Genomic DNA, 15,597 nt, shown 5'->3' with positions numbered 1-15,597 from the left:
GGTTTTCACAAATCACCATGACGCGTCCCTTGCGTCGGATTACGCGACATTTGTCACACATCGGTTTTACGGATGGTCTTACTTTCATTTGTCTTATCCTTTCCCCACGTTTCATTCCTCTTAAAATGCGTATCATCCTATGCGGATTTTAAAAGTAACGTAGTATAAAATACAGAAGTAAATTGCGCAAAGATGCGCAATTTACTATTGGCTCAAAGCTTCTTTCAGAATTGGCCAAATCTCTTCGATGCTGGATGTGGCATCGATTTTTTTGACCATTCCTTTTTCTTCATAATATGCAATAACCGGCTCTGTGTTCTTTGCATATTCTGATAAACGCGTTTTCAGACTTTCTTCATTATCATCTTTTCGTTGGGTCAATACAGATCCACATTTATCACAAACTCCTTCTTGTTTTGGCGGCTTGGAATAAATGTTGTAGATTTCTCCGCACTGCTTACACATACGGCGACCCGTAATACGACGCGTTAACTCTTCAAATGGAACATCCATGACGATAATCTCATCAACCATCAGATCCGTGCCCTCTGTCATTTGTTCAAATGCTTTTGCCTGATCTAATGTTCTCGGATACCCGTCCAATAAATATCCATTTTTCTTATCTTTCAAGTGGCTCAAGTAATCTTTAACCATGTTGTTGGTAATCTCATCAGGTACCAGTAAACCTTTTTCTGTGTAAGCTTTTGCCTGATTACCTAATTCAGTTCCTCCAGCAATATTAGCACGGAAAATATCTCCTGTGCTGATATGATTCAAATCAAATTCCTCTTTGATACGGCTTGAGAATGTCCCTTTTCCGCTTCCTGGGGCACCCATGATAAAGATGTTCATACTCTTGCTCCTTCGACTATCCGTACGCTAGTCTTGAAAATAATTCTTGTAGGATTTCTGTGTGATCAATCCTTGTACTTGTCGAACGGTTTCGATAGCTACACCGACAACGATGATCATACCAGTTCCTCCCAGAGCCATCGATGTAGACATATCCGTCCAAATCAACGGCATAATATGCGGCAAAACCGCGATGAGAGCTAAAGCAATAGATCCTAAAGTAGTCAAACGAGAAAGAACGCGATTAATATATGTTTCTGTTTCTTTTCCCGGACGAACACTAGGGATATAAGCTCCCGATTTTCCTAAGTTTTCTGCAATCTTTTCTGGATTTACCTGCATCTTCGTATAGAAGAAAGTAAAGAACAAGATCAAGAAAACATAAATCACTAAAGAATACCAAGTTCGCAATCCCAACCAGTTACTCATTATACTTGTTACTTCGCTCGATGCGAAAAAACTTGCAATCTGTAATGGCGCCATCATCAAAGAGCTGGCAAAAATTACAGGAATGACACTGGCTGAATTTAATTTCAGCGGCAGATAATTCGATTCACTCTGTTTTGATAGAGCAATCGAACTGGATGTGTACTGAATCGGAATTCGTCTTTCTGCCGTATTGATTAATGTTACAAAAACAATAATGATCAAATAGACAACTATATATCCGACAAATAGACCAATTCCTGCTCCATTTGCTTCTTCGCCAATCAAACTTGACCATGCCGAACTAAATTGCTGCGGCAAACGGCCAACGATGCCTGCCATGATCACCATGGAAATCCCGTTTCCAATTCCCTTTGTAGAAATCTGATCTCCAATCCAAACTAAGAACATCGTTCCAGCTGTAAAAATCGTAGCAATATACAAAATCTTGCTGACGGTGGCTCCGCCTTCAATCAATCCGGTATACGCTGTTGAAAATCCATAAACCAAGGAAAAAGATTGTACAAACCCGAAAATAACTGTGAGATAACGCGTATATTTATCCAGTTGTTTACGGCCTTTGGCTCCTGACTTAGCAAGTTCTGACAAAGGTGGAATAACATCCATGCTCAGCATTTGAATGATGATGGATGCAGTGATATAGGGAGTTACACCTAAGGCAAAGATGGAGAACTGTTCTAATCCTCCACCTCCTAATAGATTGAGCATAGCAAACAAGGAATTGTCCGATAAACCTGCCACTAAATCGCTTGTATCAACATCCGGGACCGTAATGGCCGACCCCAGACGATATACAAGAAAGGCAAACAGAGTAAAGAGTATTCGATTGCGAATATCTTTATTCTGAAAAATTGCCTTAATGCTCGATATCATTTTAGATCTCCTCGGCTGTTCCGCCTGCTTTTTCGATTGCTTCCTTAGCTGATGCAGAGAACTTCGTTGCCTTAACCGTCAACTTTTTAGTCAGTTCTCCATTTCCTAAAACTTTTAAACCGCCTAATTCTTTACGAATTACTCGTTTATCTAATAATAATGCAGCTGTGATTTCAGTTCCATCTTCAAACTGATTTAAAGCTTCTACATTTACTATAGCATATTCTACACGGTTAAAGTTTGTAAATCCTCGTTTTGGAAGACGTCTGGCTAAAGGTGTCTGTCCACCTTCAAATCCTAAACGTACGCCTCCGCCGCTACGAGCTTTCTGCCCTTTTTGTCCACGTCCGGAAGTTTTTCCATTTCCGCTTCCTGGGCCACGTCCTACACGATTGCGTTTTTGGGAAGCTTGGAGTGGTTTCATTTCATGTAATTTCATTCGTTCAACCTCCTAATTATCCGCGGATCTCTTCAGGTTTTTTACCACGAAGAGCGGCAACTTCTTCTAATGTCTTCAAGGACTTCAATCCTTCAACAGTAGCACGCACTACATTGATCTTAGTACGAGATCCCAAGCATTTAGTGATGATATCAGAGATACCAGCCAGTTCCAAAACAGAACGGGCAGCACCACCGGCGATCACACCAGTACCTTCGCTGGCAGGACGCAAGAATACACTTCCTGCTCCATAGTTTCCAACTGTGTCATGAGGGATCGTTGTACCAACGATCGGTACAGTAAACAAGTTTTTCTTAGCATCTTCAACAGCTTTACGAATTGCATCCGGAACTTCGTTAGCTTTTCCAGTTCCCATGCCGACACGACCCTTGCGGTCTCCGACAACAACTAAACAAGAAAAACGGAAACGACGTCCACCTTTGACTACCTTCGTAACACGGTTGATCGCTACTACTTGTTCTTCAAATTCTTTCTGCTCTCTTCTAGGTTGTTTTCTTTCTGCCATGTGTGTGACCTCCTAAAATTCCAAGCCGGCTTCACGAGCGGCTTCGGCAAGAGCTTTTACACGTCCTGCATAAATATATCCACCACGGTCGAATACAACCTGTGTGATGTTTGCTTCTTTCGCACGTTTTGCGATTTCAGCACCAACTGCTTTTGCAGCCTCGATATTTCCGCCATTTTCCAACTTCATCTGTAAAGAACTGGCAGATACTAAAGTCTTCTGATTCACATCATCGATGATCTGAACATGGATATGAGCGTTACTTCTAAACACATTCAAACGTGGGCATTCAGGAGTTCCGCTGATTTTTGCACGTACGCGAGCGTGACGACGAAGACGTTGTGCATTTCTAGATTCTTTTTTGATCATGTCTTAGTTTCTCCTTCCCACTATTACTTCTTACCAGCTGTCTTACCTTCCTTACGACGGATATGCTCACCTTTATAGCGAATACCTTTTCCTTTGTAAGGTTCTGGTTTACGAACAGCACGTACATTGGCAGCAAATTCACCAACTTGTTGTTTATCAATACCGCTGACTGCAATCTCAGTTGCACTTGGACAAGTTACATCCAAACCTTCTGGAATATCCATTTCTACTGCATGAGAATAACCAACATTCATAGTTAGTTTATTTCCTTTGATTGCGGTACGGAAACCAATTCCGACTAATTCTAAACTCTTAGTGAATCCTTCGGAAACTCCAACGACCATATTGTGCAATAAAGCACGAGTCGTACCGTGTAATTGTTTTGTGTGTTTTGCATCATTTGGACGCTTTACAGTGACTTCATTTTCTTCGACAACGATTTCCATCAAATCAGAAAACTTGCGAGTTAAAGTTCCCTTAGGACCCTTTACAGTCACCTCATTCCCTGCAGCAACATCCACACTGACGCCTGCAGGAATGGTAATCAGTTTATTCCCGATACGTGACATTTCTAATTGTTCCTCCTATTACCAAACGTACGCAACAACTTCGCCACCTAAGTGGTTTTTCTTTGCGTTCTTATCGGTCATTAAGCCATTGCTTGTAGAGATAATGGCAATTCCTAATCCGTTTAATACACGAGGCAGTTTGTCAACCTTCGCATATACACGCAGACCAGGTTTAGAGATTCGACGAAGACCAGTGATGATCCCCTTCTTATCTTCTGTATACTTCAAAGTAATCGTCAAAGTCTTTTTAGGAGCTTCTCCTTCTACTTTGTAGTCTGTAATATAGCCTTCTTCTTTTAAGATTTCGGCAATTGCTTTCTTTTCTTTGCTGACAGGCATACTAACAGTTTCATGCTTCTGTTGCAAAGCGTTGCGGATTCTTGTCAGCATGTCCGCAATTGGATCAGTCATAATCATTGTTATATGCCTCCTTCTTACCAGCTGGCCTTCTTCACACCAGGAATCTGACCTTTATAAGCCAATTCTCTGAAGCAAATACGACACAGTTTATATTTTCTCAGTACAGCGTGCGGACGTCCGCATCTTTCACAACGTGTATATTCACGTACTTTAAATTTTTGAGGACGTTGCTGTTTGTTGATCATTGATTTCTTAGCCATAACCCGTTCCTCCTACTTCTTAAAAGGCATGCCCATCTTTGTTAACAGGGCTTTAGCCTCTTCGTTTGTTTCTGCCGTCGTTACAATTACGACATCCATACCACGTGTACGATTGACTTTATCAAAATCGATTTCTGGGAAGATGATCTGTTCTTTGACACCCAAAGTATAGTTTCCTCTTCCGTCAAAAGCTGTATCCGAAACACCGCGGAAGTCACGAACACGAGGCAAAGAGATGTTGAACAACTTGTCTAAAAAGTCATACATTTTTTCTTTGCGCAATGTTACTTTACATCCGATCGGCATCCCTTCACGCAACTTAAAGTTGGCAATGGATTTCTTAGCCTTTGTGATGACTGGAGCCTGTCCTGTGATTGCAGCCAATTCTTCAACGGCTTCATCCAGCAGCTTCGCGTTTTGAATCGCATCTCCGACACCGATATTCACAACGACTTTCTCGATTTTCGGTACTTGCATTACAGATTTGTAGTTGAAGTCTTTCATAAGCTGAGGAACGACTTCGTTTTTATATTTTTCTTGTAAACGGTTCATGTCTTATCCTCCTTATTTTCCTTTGACTTCTTTACCGCTTGTCTTATAGACACGGACTTTTTTACCGTCTTTGATTTCCATACGGATACGAGACGCTTTTTTGCTCTTTTCATCCCAAAGCATTACATTGGAAACATGAATCTTGGCTTCCTTTTCAACGATTCCACCATCCGGATTGGCCTGTGTAGGTTTCTGGTGTTTTTTTACCATGTTTACCCCTTCAACAATGACCTTATCTTCTTTAGGGAATACGGAAGTCACTTCACCGATTGTGCCTTTGTAAGCACCAGTAATAACTTTGACTCTATCACCTTTTTTAATTCTCACCGGGCACACCTCCTATAATACTTCCGGAGCCAGAGATACGATCTTCATGAAATCGTGATCACGCAATTCACGAGCAACTGGCCCAAAAATACGTGTTCCTCTTGGCGTCTTATCATCTTTGATCAATACAACGGCATTGTCATCAAAGCGAATATAAGTTCCATTTTCACGACGAACGCCGCGTCTTGTACGAACGATAACACCTTTGACAACATCGCCTTTTTTAACGGTTCCACCAGGAGTGGCCTGTTTTACAGAACACACAACGATATCACCGATGTTTGCAAATTTTCTTACGCTGCCGCCTAAACAACGGATAACCAGAACTTCCTTAGCTCCCGTATTGTCAGCGACACGTAAACGACTCTCGTTTTGAATCATTGTTTCGCCCTCCTAGTTCTATACACGCGCTTTCTCAACGATGCTTACTAAGCGGAAACGTTTCGTAGCAGATAATGGACGTGTTTCCATGATCTCTACAAAATCTCCTACATGAGCTTCGTTGTTCTCATCATGCGCTTTGAATTTTTTAGAATATTTAACACGTTTTCCGTATAAAGGGTGTGTTTTCTTTGTTTCGACAACTACCGTGATCGTCTTATCCATTTTATCGCTTACAACGGTTCCACGGTATACTTTACGTACGTTTCTTTCCATGTCCAAACCCTCCTACTCTTGACCTTTCGTATTTTCACGTTCTGTCATGACCGTTTTAATACGTGCGATCGTCTTCTTAACGGTTTTCAAACGTGCTGTGTTTTCCAACTGCCCCGTAGCCTGTTGGAAACGGAGATTGAATAATTCTTCTTTTAAAGCATCGATCTGAGCAAGAAGTTCTTCATTTGTCTTTTCACGAATTTCTTTAGCTAACATTATTTCACTTCTCCTTTTCTCGCAAAACGAGTTTTCACTGGAAGTTTGTGGCTAGCAAGACGAAGAGCTTCGCGAGCTACTTCTTCACTAACTCCGCCAACTTCAAACATTACTCGTCCAGGCTGTACTACGGCAACCCATCCTTCAGGAGCACCTTTACCAGAACCCATACGAACTTCAAGAGGTTTCTTTGTTCTGGCCATGTGCGGGAAGATTCGAATCCAAACTTTACCGCCACGTTTCATGTAACGAGTCATGGCAATACGGGCAGCTTCGATCTGACGGTTACTGATATAGTTACCAGATTCTGCAACCAAACCAAATTCACCAAAGTCGATCGTACGGCCTGCCTTTGAACGTCCTTCATAGCTAAGACGATGAGGACGTCTGTATTTAGTACGTTTAGGCATTAACATTTTCGTTACCTCCTTTGTTTTCTACAGGAGCAGCTGTTTCATTTTTTGCTGCATTCTGCATAGGAGCACGTCCGCCAGGACGACGATTGCGGTTGTTTTTGCGACCACGCATTGGGCGCTGTTTTGGAGCTTCTGGTTCTTTTACCATTTCTCCAGGCAAAACTTCACCGCGGCAGATCCAAACTTTAACTCCAAGACGGCCATAAGTTGTAGCTGCCTCTTCCCAAGCGTAATCAATATCGCTACGCAATGTATGCAAAGGAACGACACCTTCAGAATATCCTTCCGTACGAGCCATATCTGCTCCGCCTAAGCGGCCAGAAACAGCAGTTTTGATACCCTTGGCTCCAGCACGCATTGTATTCTGGATCGCTTTTTTCTGTGTTGCACGGAAGCTCTTACGTTGTTCCAATTCATTGGCGATCCAACGCGCTACTAAGCGAGCATCCAAATTAGGGTTGGCAACTTCAACCACATTGATCTGGATCGTTTTTCTGTTTTTAGAATCTTTTTTGATTCCGGCATTTACCAATTTTTCCAGTTGTTTTTTCAATCCTTCAATAGATTTTCCATCTTGTCCGATCACAACCCCTGGATGAGCTGTACGAACTACGATCATAACGCGATTCTTCGTACGTTCGATTTCAATACGAGAAATTTGAGGATCTGCTTTTCTTTTATCTTGAGCAGCGTTCGACAATTTCTGGTAATAGTTTTCGATGAATTCACGGATCTTAACGTCTTCGATCAATAAAGATCCAAATTCTTTATCGTCTGCATACCATCTGGACTGCCAGTCACGAATGATACCAACACGCATCCCGATCGGGCTTACTTTCTGTCCCATAGCGAACCTCCTACTCTTTCTCGGCCACTACAACTGTGATGTGGCTTGTACGTTTGTTGATTGGGCTTGCGCTACCTTTTGCACGAGGCATATAACGCTTCAAAGTGATTCCTTCATCAGCCCAGCAAGCTTTAACATAAAGCTTTTCTTCGTTTAAATCATTGTTGTTTACCGCATTGGCAACTGCACTGTTCAATACTTTTCCTACCAGGTATCCACCTTTGTTAGGAGTGAACTTACAGATTGCTTTTGCTTCTTCTACGTCTTTGCCGCGGATCAAGTCTAAGACAAGTCTTGCTTTACGAGGCTGAATACGTAGTGTCTTCGCTGTTGCTCTTACTTCCATAATGTCCTCCTACTTACGTGATTTCTTGTCATCAGATCCATGACTAGCGTATTTACGTGTTGGAACAAATTCACCTAATTTATGTCCAACCATGTCTTCTGTTACATAAACCGGAACGTGTTCTTTTCCGTTGTAGACCGCAAATGTGTGTTCTACGAACTGAGGGAAGATAGTCGAACGACGGCTCCAAGTCTTGATTACTTCTTTTTTATTGGCTTCGTTGAGCGCAATGACCTTTTTCATTAAATGTTCATCACAGAAAGGTCCTTTTTTCAAACTACGACTCATTGTCTTTCCTCCTTCTCTTATTTACCATTGCGGCGACGTACGATCAGCTTCGTGCTAGCCTTCTTAGTACGACGGGTCTTAACACCAAGAGCTTTCTTGCCCCATGGAGTCATTGGTGATTTACGTCCGATTGGCGTACGGCCTTCACCACCACCATGAGGGTGATCGTTCGGGTTCATAACCGAACCACGAACTGTTGGGCGGATTCCTTTATGACGATTACGCCCAGCTTTACCAATGTTTACCAAGCTGTAATCCTCATTTCCTACGATACCAACAGTAGCACGACAATTTCCTAATACCTTGCGTACTTCTCCAGAAGTCAAACGCAAAGTAACATATTTTTCTTCAATACCTAAGATCTGAGCTGAACATCCGGCACTGCGCGCCATCTGTCCGCCTTTTCCAGGTTTCAATTCTACGTTGTGAACAAAAGTACCTTCTGGCATATTCTGCAATTCCATTGCATTTCCTGTTTTGATATCCACTTCTTTACCAGAAACAACTGTCATTCCAACCTGTAGATCTTTTGGAGCGATGATGTATCGTTTCTCACCATCAGCATAAACTAACAATGCGATGTTAGCAGAACGGTTTGGATCGTACTCGATTGTTTTTACGCGTGCAGGGATATCATCCTTATTACGTTTGAAATCGATAATACGATATGTTCTCTTGTGGCCTGCGCCTTTATGACGTGTTGTGATACGTCCTGTGTTGTTACGTCCACCTTTTGATTTCAACGGTGCCAACAAACTTTTTTCAGGTTTTGAAGTTGTGATTTCTTCATAAGTCAAGCTTGTCATCCCGCGACGTCCAGGTGTCGTTGGTTTATACGTCTTGATTGGCATAAACTTCTTTTTCCTCCTATTCGCAATATTTATTCAGGAAATAGCGTCTTCTCCCTGATTATTCAGCCGTTTCGTTAAATAAATCGATTGACTGTCCTTCTTTGATTTTTACGATTGCTTTATGCACAGCACTCGTTTTTCCTGTGTATCTTCCAACACGTTTTGTTTTTGGCTTTGTATTCTGCATGTTAACTTTTTCAACGTCAACCTTGAACAGAGCTTCTACCGCCTGGCGTACCAATACTTTGTTGGCACCTTTGGCAACTTCAAATGTAACTTTGTTGTCTTCCGCCATCATCTTCATCGTTTTTTCAGTGATGATAGGGCGAAGAATAACATCTCTGTAATCTGTCATTATGCAAGAGCCTCCTCAACTTCTTTGACCGCAGCGCTTGTCATAACGATCTTGTTAGCATTGACTAGATCGTAAACATTGATCAGGTTGCTTGTCATCATCTGGCATCCTGGAACGTTACGGCTTGACAAGTAAGCGTTCTGAACATCTTCTTCCTGTCCAACAACGAATAATGTCTTCTTTGGTGCTTCGATTGCTTCCATGATAGAAACAAACGTTTTTGTTTTAGGTTCAGCGATTTCAAATTTATCTAAAACGCTGAATGCCGTTTCAGCGACTTTTTCACTCAAAGCCGATTTCAATGCTAAACGGCGAACTTTTTTGTTGATGCGGTAAGCATAACTGCGTGGTGTTGCTCCAAATACAGTTCCTCCGCCGCGAAATTGCGTAGCTCGAATAGAACCCTGACGAGCACGTCCGGTTCCTTTCTGACGATAAGGTTTACGTCCTCCGCCGCTTACTTCGCTGCGTCCTTTTGTATCAGCTGTACCCTGACGAGAGGAAGCCATCTGCATTTTCAGAGCATCGTATAAAGCTTGTTGATTTGGTTCGATACCAAACACTGCATCATTGAGTTCAAGAGAAGAAACAACTTTTCCTTCCTGGTTGATTACATCAATCTTTGCCATTATTCCTGAACCTCCTTATTCGCACTATAGTCGACCAAAGTTACAGGCGCTTTGTTTCCTTTAGAAGTTTTTGCGGTGCGAACCATCACAAATCCTTTTTTAGGTCCAGGCACATTTCCTTTGATCAACAGATAGTTGTTTTCTTTGTCGACCTTGATCACTGTCAAGTTCTGGTTGGTTGTGCGATATCCACCTTCTTGACCAGCCATGATCGTACCCTTCATGATACGTCCCTGACGTGAAGTAATACCGTTTGTGGCTAAAGAACCGATATGACGAATGTTCTTAGAACCACCATGACTCTTCGGTCCCTGGTGAGCATTGTTACGAACGATCGTACCCATGTATCCTTTACCCTTGCTTGTTCCGATCACATCGACCGTTTCACCGGCTTCAAAGATCGTTACATCTACCAAGTCACCTACGTTGACATCCAATTCGCAATCACGAACTTCCTGGATACGACGTTTAGGAGACGTGTTAGCTTTGGCACAATGACCAATGTTAGCTTTTGTCGTGCGTTTTTCTTTAACTTCTTCAAAACCTAACTGGATGGCATTATATCCATCTGTCTCTACCGTTTTCTTCTGAAGAACAACGTTTGGAGTTGCTTCAACAACGGTTACCGGAATCAATACACCGTCTTCTGTAAAGACTTGTGTCATTCCTAATTTTCTTCCTAATAATCCTTTCATCTTCGACACCTCCATTAAAGTTTAATTTCGATGTCGACACCGCTAGGAAGTTCTAGTCTCTGTAAAGAATCCATCGTTTCCTTTGTTGGTGCAACAATCTCAATCAAACGCTTGTGCGTACGCATTTCAAACTGTTCACGAGAATCTTTGTACTTATGAACAGCGCGTAGAATCGTTACAACTTGTTTTTCCGTTGGTAACGGAACGGGACCAACTACTTTTTTAGCTCCGTGTTTCGTCACTGTTTCGACGATCTTCTTGGCACTGTCATCTAAGATGCGGTGCTCATACGCTTTTAAGCGAATTCGAATTGTGTTTTTTGCCATGTTTAACTCCTTTCGTATATTCGAGATATACATGCTCCATGCGAATTACCTGACGCCACCCATGACAACGCTTTTCAGTGGGTCAGCAACCTCGCACTTCTACGCAGTGCGCAATGATGATACCATAAATAAAACCCTGGTGCAAGTGCTTTTTTTACGAATCTTCTCTACCTTTTTTAACCCGGTTATGCTACTCTACAAGAAGAAGAAACAAGGAGATATTTCCATGCAAAGCATTCAAAATATTTACAAGATCGGACCCGGTCCAAGCAGTTCTCATACCTTTGGTCCGATGCGCGCTTGTCAGGATAGTTTGAGCCGCTATCCACAAGCCGATGATTTTCATGTCACTCTGTTTGGCTCGCTGGCATTGACCGGCAAAGGTCATCTGACCGATCAAATCATCGAAAAAACTTTTTTTCCAAAACATTGTACAATTACCTTTGATATCAAATCGGAATGCGATCATCCTAACACCATGACGATCGAAGCACTCAAAGATCACAAGGTGCTTGGAAAACATACCTATATATCTATTGGTGGCGGCAAAATCTTAAAAGATGATGAACGAGCCTCTGAAGAAAGCTCGATCTATCCTCATAACACAATGGATGAAATTCAAGCTTATTGTCGTCAGCACCACCTTCGTCTTGACAAATACATTGATCAGTTTGAAGATGACACCCTGAATTCTTATATGGATAAAATCTTTGATGCCATGTTAGATTGTGTCAATAAAGGTCTGAATACGATCGGCAAGCTGCCCGGTTCGCTGGAGATAGACCGTGTTGCCTTTGCCCTGAATCAAAGTGCCCACAGCTGCGATGACCCTATTGAAAGAAAAAGCCTTCTTCTGGCAAGTTATGCTTATGCGGCCAGTGAAGAAAATGCCGGCGGCGGCATGGTCGTCACAGCACCGACTATGGGAAGCTGCGGCGTATTGCCTAGCCTTCTCTATCACTATTATTATGATGAGCAATATCCAAAAGATACACTGATCCAAGGCTTGAAAGTGGCAGGACTGATAGGAAACTTGATCCAGCACAATGCGACGATATCCGGAGCCAAAGCCGGCTGCCAAGCCGAAGTAGGCGCCGCCTGCAGCATGGGAGCCGCTTTTGTAAGTTCCTGCAACTTCGAAAACAATCAACAGATCGAGTGCGCAGCAGAGATCGGCCTTGAACACCATTTAGGTTTGACTTGCGATCCGGTAGGCGGCTATGTGATGATTCCTTGTATTGAAAGAAACGCCGTGGCAAGCCTGCGATCTTTGGATGCCGCCAGATTAGCCAAATACCTTCGCAATGTTAAGAAAAATCGTGTCAGCTTTGATATGGTCGTCAAAACGATGAATCTGACCGGAAGCAAATTACCCTTCGAGCTCAAGGAAAGTGCTTTAGGCGGCTTGGCCATTGTAGTGCCAACAAAAAAGAACGGCTAAAACCGTTCTAATAACAAAAAGATGAATGGTAAAGTGACCATACTAAACAGCGTTGAAACAAAAATGATCTTGGATGCAAATTCAGGATCTTTTTCATATCTTTGAGCCAGCATCGCCGTTGTACTAGCGGCCGGCATAGCAGATAAAAGAACACAGACATTTCGAACCATGGAATCGATCGGTAGACAATTCAGAATCAAGAACAAAATCATCGGGATCCCTATAAGACGTAACCCGCTGTAAGACAAAGAGAGTTTATCCCAGATTTGATCTTTAGGCACATCACTTAAAATTCCCCCGATCACAATCATGCTTAAGGCAGTATTGCAGTCACCAATGGCAGCGATCGTAGAATCCAAAAAGTCCGGCAAGTGAATATCAAACATTCCTAAAATCATCAAGACAACACCGATATAGATTGCGACGATGCATGGATTGGTCAGCACTTTGCGAACCACTTCTTTGCGATTCTGACCATTCGAATATAAAGATATGCCATAACTCCACATGCAGATTCTTTGCGGAATCAAAAAAATGGAAGCATATAAGAGACCGGTTGATCCAAATGCGCTTTGCGTAACAGGCATTCCCATAAAGCCGGCATTCGATACCATCGTCCCATATTGTAAAGAAATCTTGCGATCATCATAGATCTTGTTCCAACAAGTTTTACAAAAGATCCAATAGACACCTTGAATTCCTGTAGAAATCAGAAAAACCAAAGCCATCGAAATCAAAAGATTCTGATCCACTTCGATTTCAAAAGACTGGATCGTCGCACAAGGAAGAACGATCCACAACACGATATTGGTCAGTTGTTTTCGGGTATCTGCCGAAAAATATCCCAGTTTAGATAAAATAAAGCCAATCAATATCAATATAAAAATTTCCAGCTGCAAAGAAAACAAGATCGTTCATCCTCTCTTTAAAAAAGACCGCAGAGAATATTCTTTGCGGTCACGATTCTAAAATTCTTTTAAATACTTTTCAAACTTTCTTCTTTGAACATAGTAAGAAATCACTAGAATGACCAAAGAAGCATCAAACATTACAGGCAGCCACATCTTCAAAAGGACACACATCACAAAGCTGGCAACATCCATATAGACATAATCTTTTAACTGTTCATAGCTCTTTAAAAGACGTATCTTGATTTTCATATTTCGATAGAAGAAAACCAGTGCAATCGCTCCTACGATCGCATCCACACTAAAGTTTACGACAAATTTCTGGGCAAGAATCGCTCGCAAGAAGAACAAGATCAGGGTTCCAGTCACAACGATCACGATCCCAGTCAATTGAAATTTCGCTTTGTCTTCCTTCAAAAGGTTTTCTTTCATTTTTTTGAACGACTGGCTTTTTGCCCAGGAACGTACTTCTTTGCCTATATTCTTATCAAGTTTCCAATCCCGGCCCTCTTCTTTTGCCTTTTCGACTTGTTCCAAATAATAATTTGCGTAGATATTACGAAGGGCTGGATTTGGCTCTTTTTTCTCGATTACTTTTAAGACATCGATAAACTGCCGTTCTTCATCCCCTGCCGTCGGCATGGGATGATGCGGGTTAAGCCACGAGTATTGTTTCAGATCAATCATTCAAAAACTGCTTTCTCTGCCTCGTCGATTTCGATATTAGTGCTGAAGTAAGCTTTCAAAGCTTCAACCGCATAACCTGTATCTTTGATTCCAGCCGTCTCGTAGCTAGAATGCATAGCCAGCTGCGGCAAACCGATATCTACCGCATGCACACTGACTTGCGTGTTGGAAAGATTTCCCAAGGTAGAACCGCCGACAACATCAGAACGGTTCGCAAAAGTTTGTAAAGGTACACCAGCAGTGTTGCAGATGCAAGTGAACAAAGCACGACTGAAGGCATCGGTTGTATATTTCTGGTTTGCACTTTCTTTGATCACTGGTCCTTTGTTCATCATTGAGCAATTGACCGCATCGGTTTTTTCAGGATGGTTTGGATGTACCGCATGCGCATTGTCGCAGCTGACCAAGAAAGACTTGCTGATGGCTTGATAGTAATCTTCCGCCTCTTTTCCTAAACCTAGATTGATACGCTGCAATGTGTCATATAAGAAAGTCGACATAGCTCCTTGTTTTGTATTCGATCCAACCTCTTCATTGTCAAATACACAGCATACATTGACCGCATGCGCGTTTTCTGTTTCCAGGAATGCTTTCAAAGAAACAAAGGCACATTGTAAGTCATCCAATTTTGGCGTAGAAACAAATTCATCTTTCAATCCCCAGATCACTGGTTTTTGACGATTCACCAAGAATAGATCTTTTGCCAAGATCTGATCCACTTCTACACCTAATTCATCGGCAACCATTTTATCAAAGTCACCTTTTTTCAATTCTCCTGTTGAGAACAATGGACAAAGGTCGATTTGGCGGTTGTATTTATAGCCATCGTTGATATTGCGATTAAAATGGATCGCAACGTTCGGAATGATCAAAATATCTTTGTCGATATAAAGTAAGCGGCTTTCGATCTTATTGCCTTCCTGTACTAAAACACGTCCGGCAACGCTTAACGGACGATCGAACCAAGTAGAATCGATCATGCCTCCATAAGCCTCTACATCTAAACGAAGGTATTCGTTAGGCCCGGTTAATTCCGGAACGCTCTTTACCTTATATGTAGGAGAATCCGTATGAGCGGCTGTCATCTGGAAATGATAATCGTCCAGGATGCTTCCTAATTTGAAAGCGATGATACTGGAATGATTGCGGATCGTGTAGTACCCTTCTCCTTTTTCCAATCTCCAAGGCTCTCCTTCTGGCAAATATGTAAAGCCAGCTTCTTCCAAATAATCACGAACCGTTTTTACGGAGTGAAACATACTTGGACTGTTCTGGATAAAATCAATTAGTTCTTTTGAAATTTCAATGTTATTCATGATAATTCCTCCTTCCCATATTCTAAACTATCCGAGTTGAAAACT

At 42.1% G+C, this 15,597-nt stretch carries 27 protein-coding genes; 1 reads left to right on the top strand and 26 read right to left on the bottom strand.

Going from position 1 to position 15,597, the window contains the following annotated elements; genetic code table 11:
- The 23 genes from rpmJ to rpsJ all read right to left on the bottom strand — a co-directional run.
- The coding region (rpmJ, locus tag HNQ43_RS03700; RefSeq protein ID WP_183374899.1) for a 50S ribosomal protein L36 at positions 1-88 on the bottom strand (88 nt) is incomplete at its 3' end.
- Positions 89-204: 116 nt separating this feature from the next.
- A complete protein-coding gene (locus HNQ43_RS03695; RefSeq protein WP_183374887.1) occupies positions 205-852 on the bottom strand; it encodes an adenylate kinase in 648 nt (215 codons plus the stop codon).
- Positions 853-879: 27 nt separating this feature from the next.
- On the bottom strand, positions 880-2,172 hold the full coding sequence (gene secY, locus HNQ43_RS03690) for a preprotein translocase subunit SecY (RefSeq protein WP_183374885.1): 1,293 nt from the start codon (positions 2,170-2,172) through the stop codon (positions 880-882).
- 1 nt (position 2,173) lies between these two features.
- Positions 2,174-2,611, bottom strand: a complete 438-nt coding sequence (gene rplO, locus HNQ43_RS03685; protein WP_183374884.1) for a 50S ribosomal protein L15 — start codon at positions 2,609-2,611, stop codon at positions 2,174-2,176.
- A gap of 16 nt (positions 2,612-2,627) precedes the next feature.
- The gene (rpsE, locus tag HNQ43_RS03680; RefSeq protein ID WP_183374883.1) at positions 2,628-3,137 is read right to left on the bottom strand and encodes a 30S ribosomal protein S5; all 510 of its coding nucleotides are present in this window, start codon (positions 3,135-3,137) and stop codon (positions 2,628-2,630) included.
- Between the two features lie 12 nt (positions 3,138-3,149).
- Complete coding sequence (gene rplR / locus HNQ43_RS03675) at positions 3,150-3,506, bottom strand: 50S ribosomal protein L18 (protein ID WP_183374882.1); 357 nt, start codon at positions 3,504-3,506, stop codon at positions 3,150-3,152.
- 23 nt (positions 3,507-3,529) lie between these two features.
- The gene (gene rplF, locus HNQ43_RS03670) at positions 3,530-4,075 is read right to left on the bottom strand and encodes a 50S ribosomal protein L6 (protein WP_183374881.1); all 546 of its coding nucleotides are present in this window, start codon (positions 4,073-4,075) and stop codon (positions 3,530-3,532) included.
- 18 nt (positions 4,076-4,093) lie between these two features.
- The gene (gene rpsH / locus HNQ43_RS03665) at positions 4,094-4,492 is read right to left on the bottom strand and encodes a 30S ribosomal protein S8 (RefSeq protein WP_183374880.1); all 399 of its coding nucleotides are present in this window, start codon (positions 4,490-4,492) and stop codon (positions 4,094-4,096) included.
- A 17-nt stretch (positions 4,493-4,509) separates the two neighbouring features.
- Positions 4,510-4,695 carry a type Z 30S ribosomal protein S14 gene (locus HNQ43_RS03660; protein WP_022093662.1) on the bottom strand — a complete coding sequence of 62 codons (186 nt, stop codon included), beginning with the start codon at positions 4,693-4,695 and terminating at the stop codon, positions 4,510-4,512.
- A 12-nt stretch (positions 4,696-4,707) separates the two neighbouring features.
- Complete coding sequence (gene rplE / locus HNQ43_RS03655; protein ID WP_183374878.1) at positions 4,708-5,247, bottom strand: 50S ribosomal protein L5; 540 nt, start codon at positions 5,245-5,247, stop codon at positions 4,708-4,710.
- 12 nt (positions 5,248-5,259) lie between these two features.
- Complete coding sequence (gene rplX, locus HNQ43_RS03650; RefSeq protein WP_183374876.1) at positions 5,260-5,574, bottom strand: 50S ribosomal protein L24; 315 nt, start codon at positions 5,572-5,574, stop codon at positions 5,260-5,262.
- A gap of 12 nt (positions 5,575-5,586) precedes the next feature.
- Entirely contained in the window at positions 5,587-5,955 is a 369-nt protein-coding gene (gene rplN, locus HNQ43_RS03645) for a 50S ribosomal protein L14 (RefSeq protein ID WP_183374874.1), read from the bottom strand.
- An 18-nt stretch (positions 5,956-5,973) separates the two neighbouring features.
- Complete coding sequence (rpsQ, locus tag HNQ43_RS03640) at positions 5,974-6,231, bottom strand: 30S ribosomal protein S17 (RefSeq protein ID WP_204685150.1); 258 nt, start codon at positions 6,229-6,231, stop codon at positions 5,974-5,976.
- A gap of 12 nt (positions 6,232-6,243) precedes the next feature.
- Positions 6,244-6,447, bottom strand: a complete 204-nt coding sequence (gene rpmC / locus HNQ43_RS03635) for a 50S ribosomal protein L29 (RefSeq protein ID WP_183374870.1) — start codon at positions 6,445-6,447, stop codon at positions 6,244-6,246.
- The gene (gene rplP / locus HNQ43_RS03630) at positions 6,447-6,863 is read right to left on the bottom strand and encodes a 50S ribosomal protein L16 (protein WP_183374868.1); all 417 of its coding nucleotides are present in this window, start codon (positions 6,861-6,863) and stop codon (positions 6,447-6,449) included. Before rplP ends, rpmC begins: the two co-directional genes overlap by 1 nt.
- Positions 6,850-7,710: a 30S ribosomal protein S3 gene (gene rpsC / locus HNQ43_RS03625; RefSeq protein ID WP_183374866.1), complete on the bottom strand. Its 861-nt coding sequence runs from the start codon at positions 7,708-7,710 to the stop codon at positions 6,850-6,852. Before rpsC ends, rplP begins: the two co-directional genes overlap by 14 nt.
- A 10-nt stretch (positions 7,711-7,720) precedes the next feature.
- On the bottom strand, positions 7,721-8,056 hold the full coding sequence (rplV, locus tag HNQ43_RS03620; protein ID WP_183374863.1) for a 50S ribosomal protein L22: 336 nt from the start codon (positions 8,054-8,056) through the stop codon (positions 7,721-7,723).
- Positions 8,057-8,065: 9 nt separating this feature from the next.
- Positions 8,066-8,344: a 30S ribosomal protein S19 gene (gene rpsS / locus HNQ43_RS03615; protein ID WP_183374855.1), complete on the bottom strand. Its 279-nt coding sequence runs from the start codon at positions 8,342-8,344 to the stop codon at positions 8,066-8,068.
- 17 nt (positions 8,345-8,361) lie between these two features.
- Complete coding sequence (gene rplB / locus HNQ43_RS03610) at positions 8,362-9,195, bottom strand: 50S ribosomal protein L2 (RefSeq protein ID WP_183374853.1); 834 nt, start codon at positions 9,193-9,195, stop codon at positions 8,362-8,364.
- Positions 9,196-9,253: 58 nt separating this feature from the next.
- Positions 9,254-9,550: a 50S ribosomal protein L23 gene (rplW, locus tag HNQ43_RS03605; RefSeq protein WP_183374851.1), complete on the bottom strand. Its 297-nt coding sequence runs from the start codon at positions 9,548-9,550 to the stop codon at positions 9,254-9,256.
- Positions 9,550-10,179 carry a 50S ribosomal protein L4 gene (rplD, locus tag HNQ43_RS03600; protein WP_183374849.1) on the bottom strand — a complete coding sequence of 210 codons (630 nt, stop codon included), beginning with the start codon at positions 10,177-10,179 and terminating at the stop codon, positions 9,550-9,552. The genes rplW and rplD overlap by 1 nt, the downstream gene beginning before the upstream one ends.
- Entirely contained in the window at positions 10,179-10,874 is a 696-nt protein-coding gene (gene rplC / locus HNQ43_RS03595) for a 50S ribosomal protein L3 (RefSeq protein ID WP_183374847.1), read from the bottom strand. The genes rplD and rplC overlap by 1 nt, the downstream gene beginning before the upstream one ends.
- Positions 10,875-10,888: 14 nt before the next feature.
- Positions 10,889-11,200 carry a 30S ribosomal protein S10 gene (rpsJ, locus tag HNQ43_RS03590; RefSeq protein ID WP_022789358.1) on the bottom strand — a complete coding sequence of 104 codons (312 nt, stop codon included), beginning with the start codon at positions 11,198-11,200 and terminating at the stop codon, positions 10,889-10,891.
- Positions 11,201-11,426: 226 nt separating this feature from the next.
- Between rpsJ and HNQ43_RS03585 the strand changes: the two genes are divergently transcribed.
- Positions 11,427-12,641, top strand: coding sequence for an L-serine ammonia-lyase, iron-sulfur-dependent, subunit alpha (locus tag HNQ43_RS03585; RefSeq protein WP_183374845.1), 1,215 nt, complete (start codon positions 11,427-11,429; stop codon positions 12,639-12,641).
- On the opposite strand, the gene HNQ43_RS03580 is transcribed toward HNQ43_RS03585, so the two are convergent.
- The 3 genes from HNQ43_RS03580 to HNQ43_RS03570 are packed head-to-tail and all read right to left on the bottom strand — an operon-like array spanning position 12,638 to position 15,552.
- Positions 12,638-13,549 carry an AEC family transporter gene (locus tag HNQ43_RS03580; RefSeq protein WP_183374843.1) on the bottom strand — a complete coding sequence of 304 codons (912 nt, stop codon included), beginning with the start codon at positions 13,547-13,549 and terminating at the stop codon, positions 12,638-12,640. The two genes, HNQ43_RS03585 and HNQ43_RS03580, sit on opposite strands and share 4 nt — an antisense overlap.
- A 57-nt stretch (positions 13,550-13,606) precedes the next feature.
- Positions 13,607-14,236: a hypothetical protein gene (locus tag HNQ43_RS03575; protein ID WP_183374841.1), complete on the bottom strand. Its 630-nt coding sequence runs from the start codon at positions 14,234-14,236 to the stop codon at positions 13,607-13,609.
- Positions 14,233-15,552 carry a M18 family aminopeptidase gene (locus tag HNQ43_RS03570; protein ID WP_183374839.1) on the bottom strand — a complete coding sequence of 440 codons (1,320 nt, stop codon included), beginning with the start codon at positions 15,550-15,552 and terminating at the stop codon, positions 14,233-14,235. The genes HNQ43_RS03575 and HNQ43_RS03570 overlap by 4 nt, the downstream gene beginning before the upstream one ends.
- Positions 15,553-15,597: the final 45 nt, after the last annotated feature.

The organism is Faecalicoccus acidiformans (assembly GCF_014202635.1).
GTDB lineage: Bacteria > Bacillota_I > Bacilli_A > Erysipelotrichales > Erysipelotrichaceae > Faecalicoccus > Faecalicoccus acidiformans.
This window is presented reverse-complemented; position numbering and strand designations above follow the sequence as displayed.

Bases quoted from the DNA above. Each gene is read 5' to 3' on its own strand.
- HNQ43_RS03695 (WP_183374887.1), bottom strand. From the start codon at position 852: ATGAACATCTTTATCATGGGTGCCCCAGGAAGCGGAAAAGGGACATTC.
- secY (WP_183374885.1), bottom strand. From the start codon at position 2,172: ATGATATCGAGCATTAAGGCAATTTTTCAGAATAAAGATATTCGCAAT.
- rplO (WP_183374884.1), bottom strand. From the start codon at position 2,611: ATGAAATTACATGAAATGAAACCACTCCAAGCTTCCCAAAAACGCAAT.
- rpsE (WP_183374883.1), bottom strand. From the start codon at position 3,137: ATGGCAGAAAGAAAACAACCTAGAAGAGAGCAGAAAGAATTTGAAGAA.
- rplR (WP_183374882.1), bottom strand. From the start codon at position 3,506: ATGATCAAAAAAGAATCTAGAAATGCACAACGTCTTCGTCGTCACGCT.
- rplF (WP_183374881.1), bottom strand. From the start codon at position 4,075: ATGTCACGTATCGGGAATAAACTGATTACCATTCCTGCAGGCGTCAGT.
- rpsH (WP_183374880.1), bottom strand. From the start codon at position 4,492: ATGATTATGACTGATCCAATTGCGGACATGCTGACAAGAATCCGCAAC.
- HNQ43_RS03660 (WP_022093662.1), bottom strand. From the start codon at position 4,695: ATGGCTAAGAAATCAATGATCAACAAACAGCAACGTCCTCAAAAATTT.
- rplE (WP_183374878.1), bottom strand. From the start codon at position 5,247: ATGAACCGTTTACAAGAAAAATATAAAAACGAAGTCGTTCCTCAGCTT.
- rplN (WP_183374874.1), bottom strand. From the start codon at position 5,955: ATGATTCAAAACGAGAGTCGTTTACGTGTCGCTGACAATACGGGAGCT.
- rpsQ (WP_204685150.1), bottom strand. From the start codon at position 6,231: ATGGAAAGAAACGTACGTAAAGTATACCGTGGAACCGTTGTAAGCGAT.
- rpmC (WP_183374870.1), bottom strand. From the start codon at position 6,447: ATGTTAGCTAAAGAAATTCGTGAAAAGACAAATGAAGAACTTCTTGCT.
- rplP (WP_183374868.1), bottom strand. From the start codon at position 6,863: ATGTTAATGCCTAAACGTACTAAATACAGACGTCCTCATCGTCTTAGC.
- rpsC (WP_183374866.1), bottom strand. From the start codon at position 7,710: ATGGGACAGAAAGTAAGCCCGATCGGGATGCGTGTTGGTATCATTCGT.
- rplV (WP_183374863.1), bottom strand. From the start codon at position 8,056: ATGGAAGTAAGAGCAACAGCGAAGACACTACGTATTCAGCCTCGTAAA.
- rpsS (WP_183374855.1), bottom strand. From the start codon at position 8,344: ATGAGTCGTAGTTTGAAAAAAGGACCTTTCTGTGATGAACATTTAATG.
- rplB (WP_183374853.1), bottom strand. From the start codon at position 9,195: ATGCCAATCAAGACGTATAAACCAACGACACCTGGACGTCGCGGGATG.
- rplW (WP_183374851.1), bottom strand. From the start codon at position 9,550: ATGACAGATTACAGAGATGTTATTCTTCGCCCTATCATCACTGAAAAA.
- rplD (WP_183374849.1), bottom strand. From the start codon at position 10,179: ATGGCAAAGATTGATGTAATCAACCAGGAAGGAAAAGTTGTTTCTTCT.
- rplC (WP_183374847.1), bottom strand. From the start codon at position 10,874: ATGAAAGGATTATTAGGAAGAAAATTAGGAATGACACAAGTCTTTACA.
- rpsJ (WP_022789358.1), bottom strand. From the start codon at position 11,200: ATGGCAAAAAACACAATTCGAATTCGCTTAAAAGCGTATGAGCACCGC.
- HNQ43_RS03585 (WP_183374845.1), top strand. From the start codon at position 11,427: ATGCAAAGCATTCAAAATATTTACAAGATCGGACCCGGTCCAAGCAGT.
- HNQ43_RS03575 (WP_183374841.1), bottom strand. From the start codon at position 14,236: ATGATTGATCTGAAACAATACTCGTGGCTTAACCCGCATCATCCCATG.
- HNQ43_RS03570 (WP_183374839.1), bottom strand. From the start codon at position 15,552: ATGAATAACATTGAAATTTCAAAAGAACTAATTGATTTTATCCAGAAC.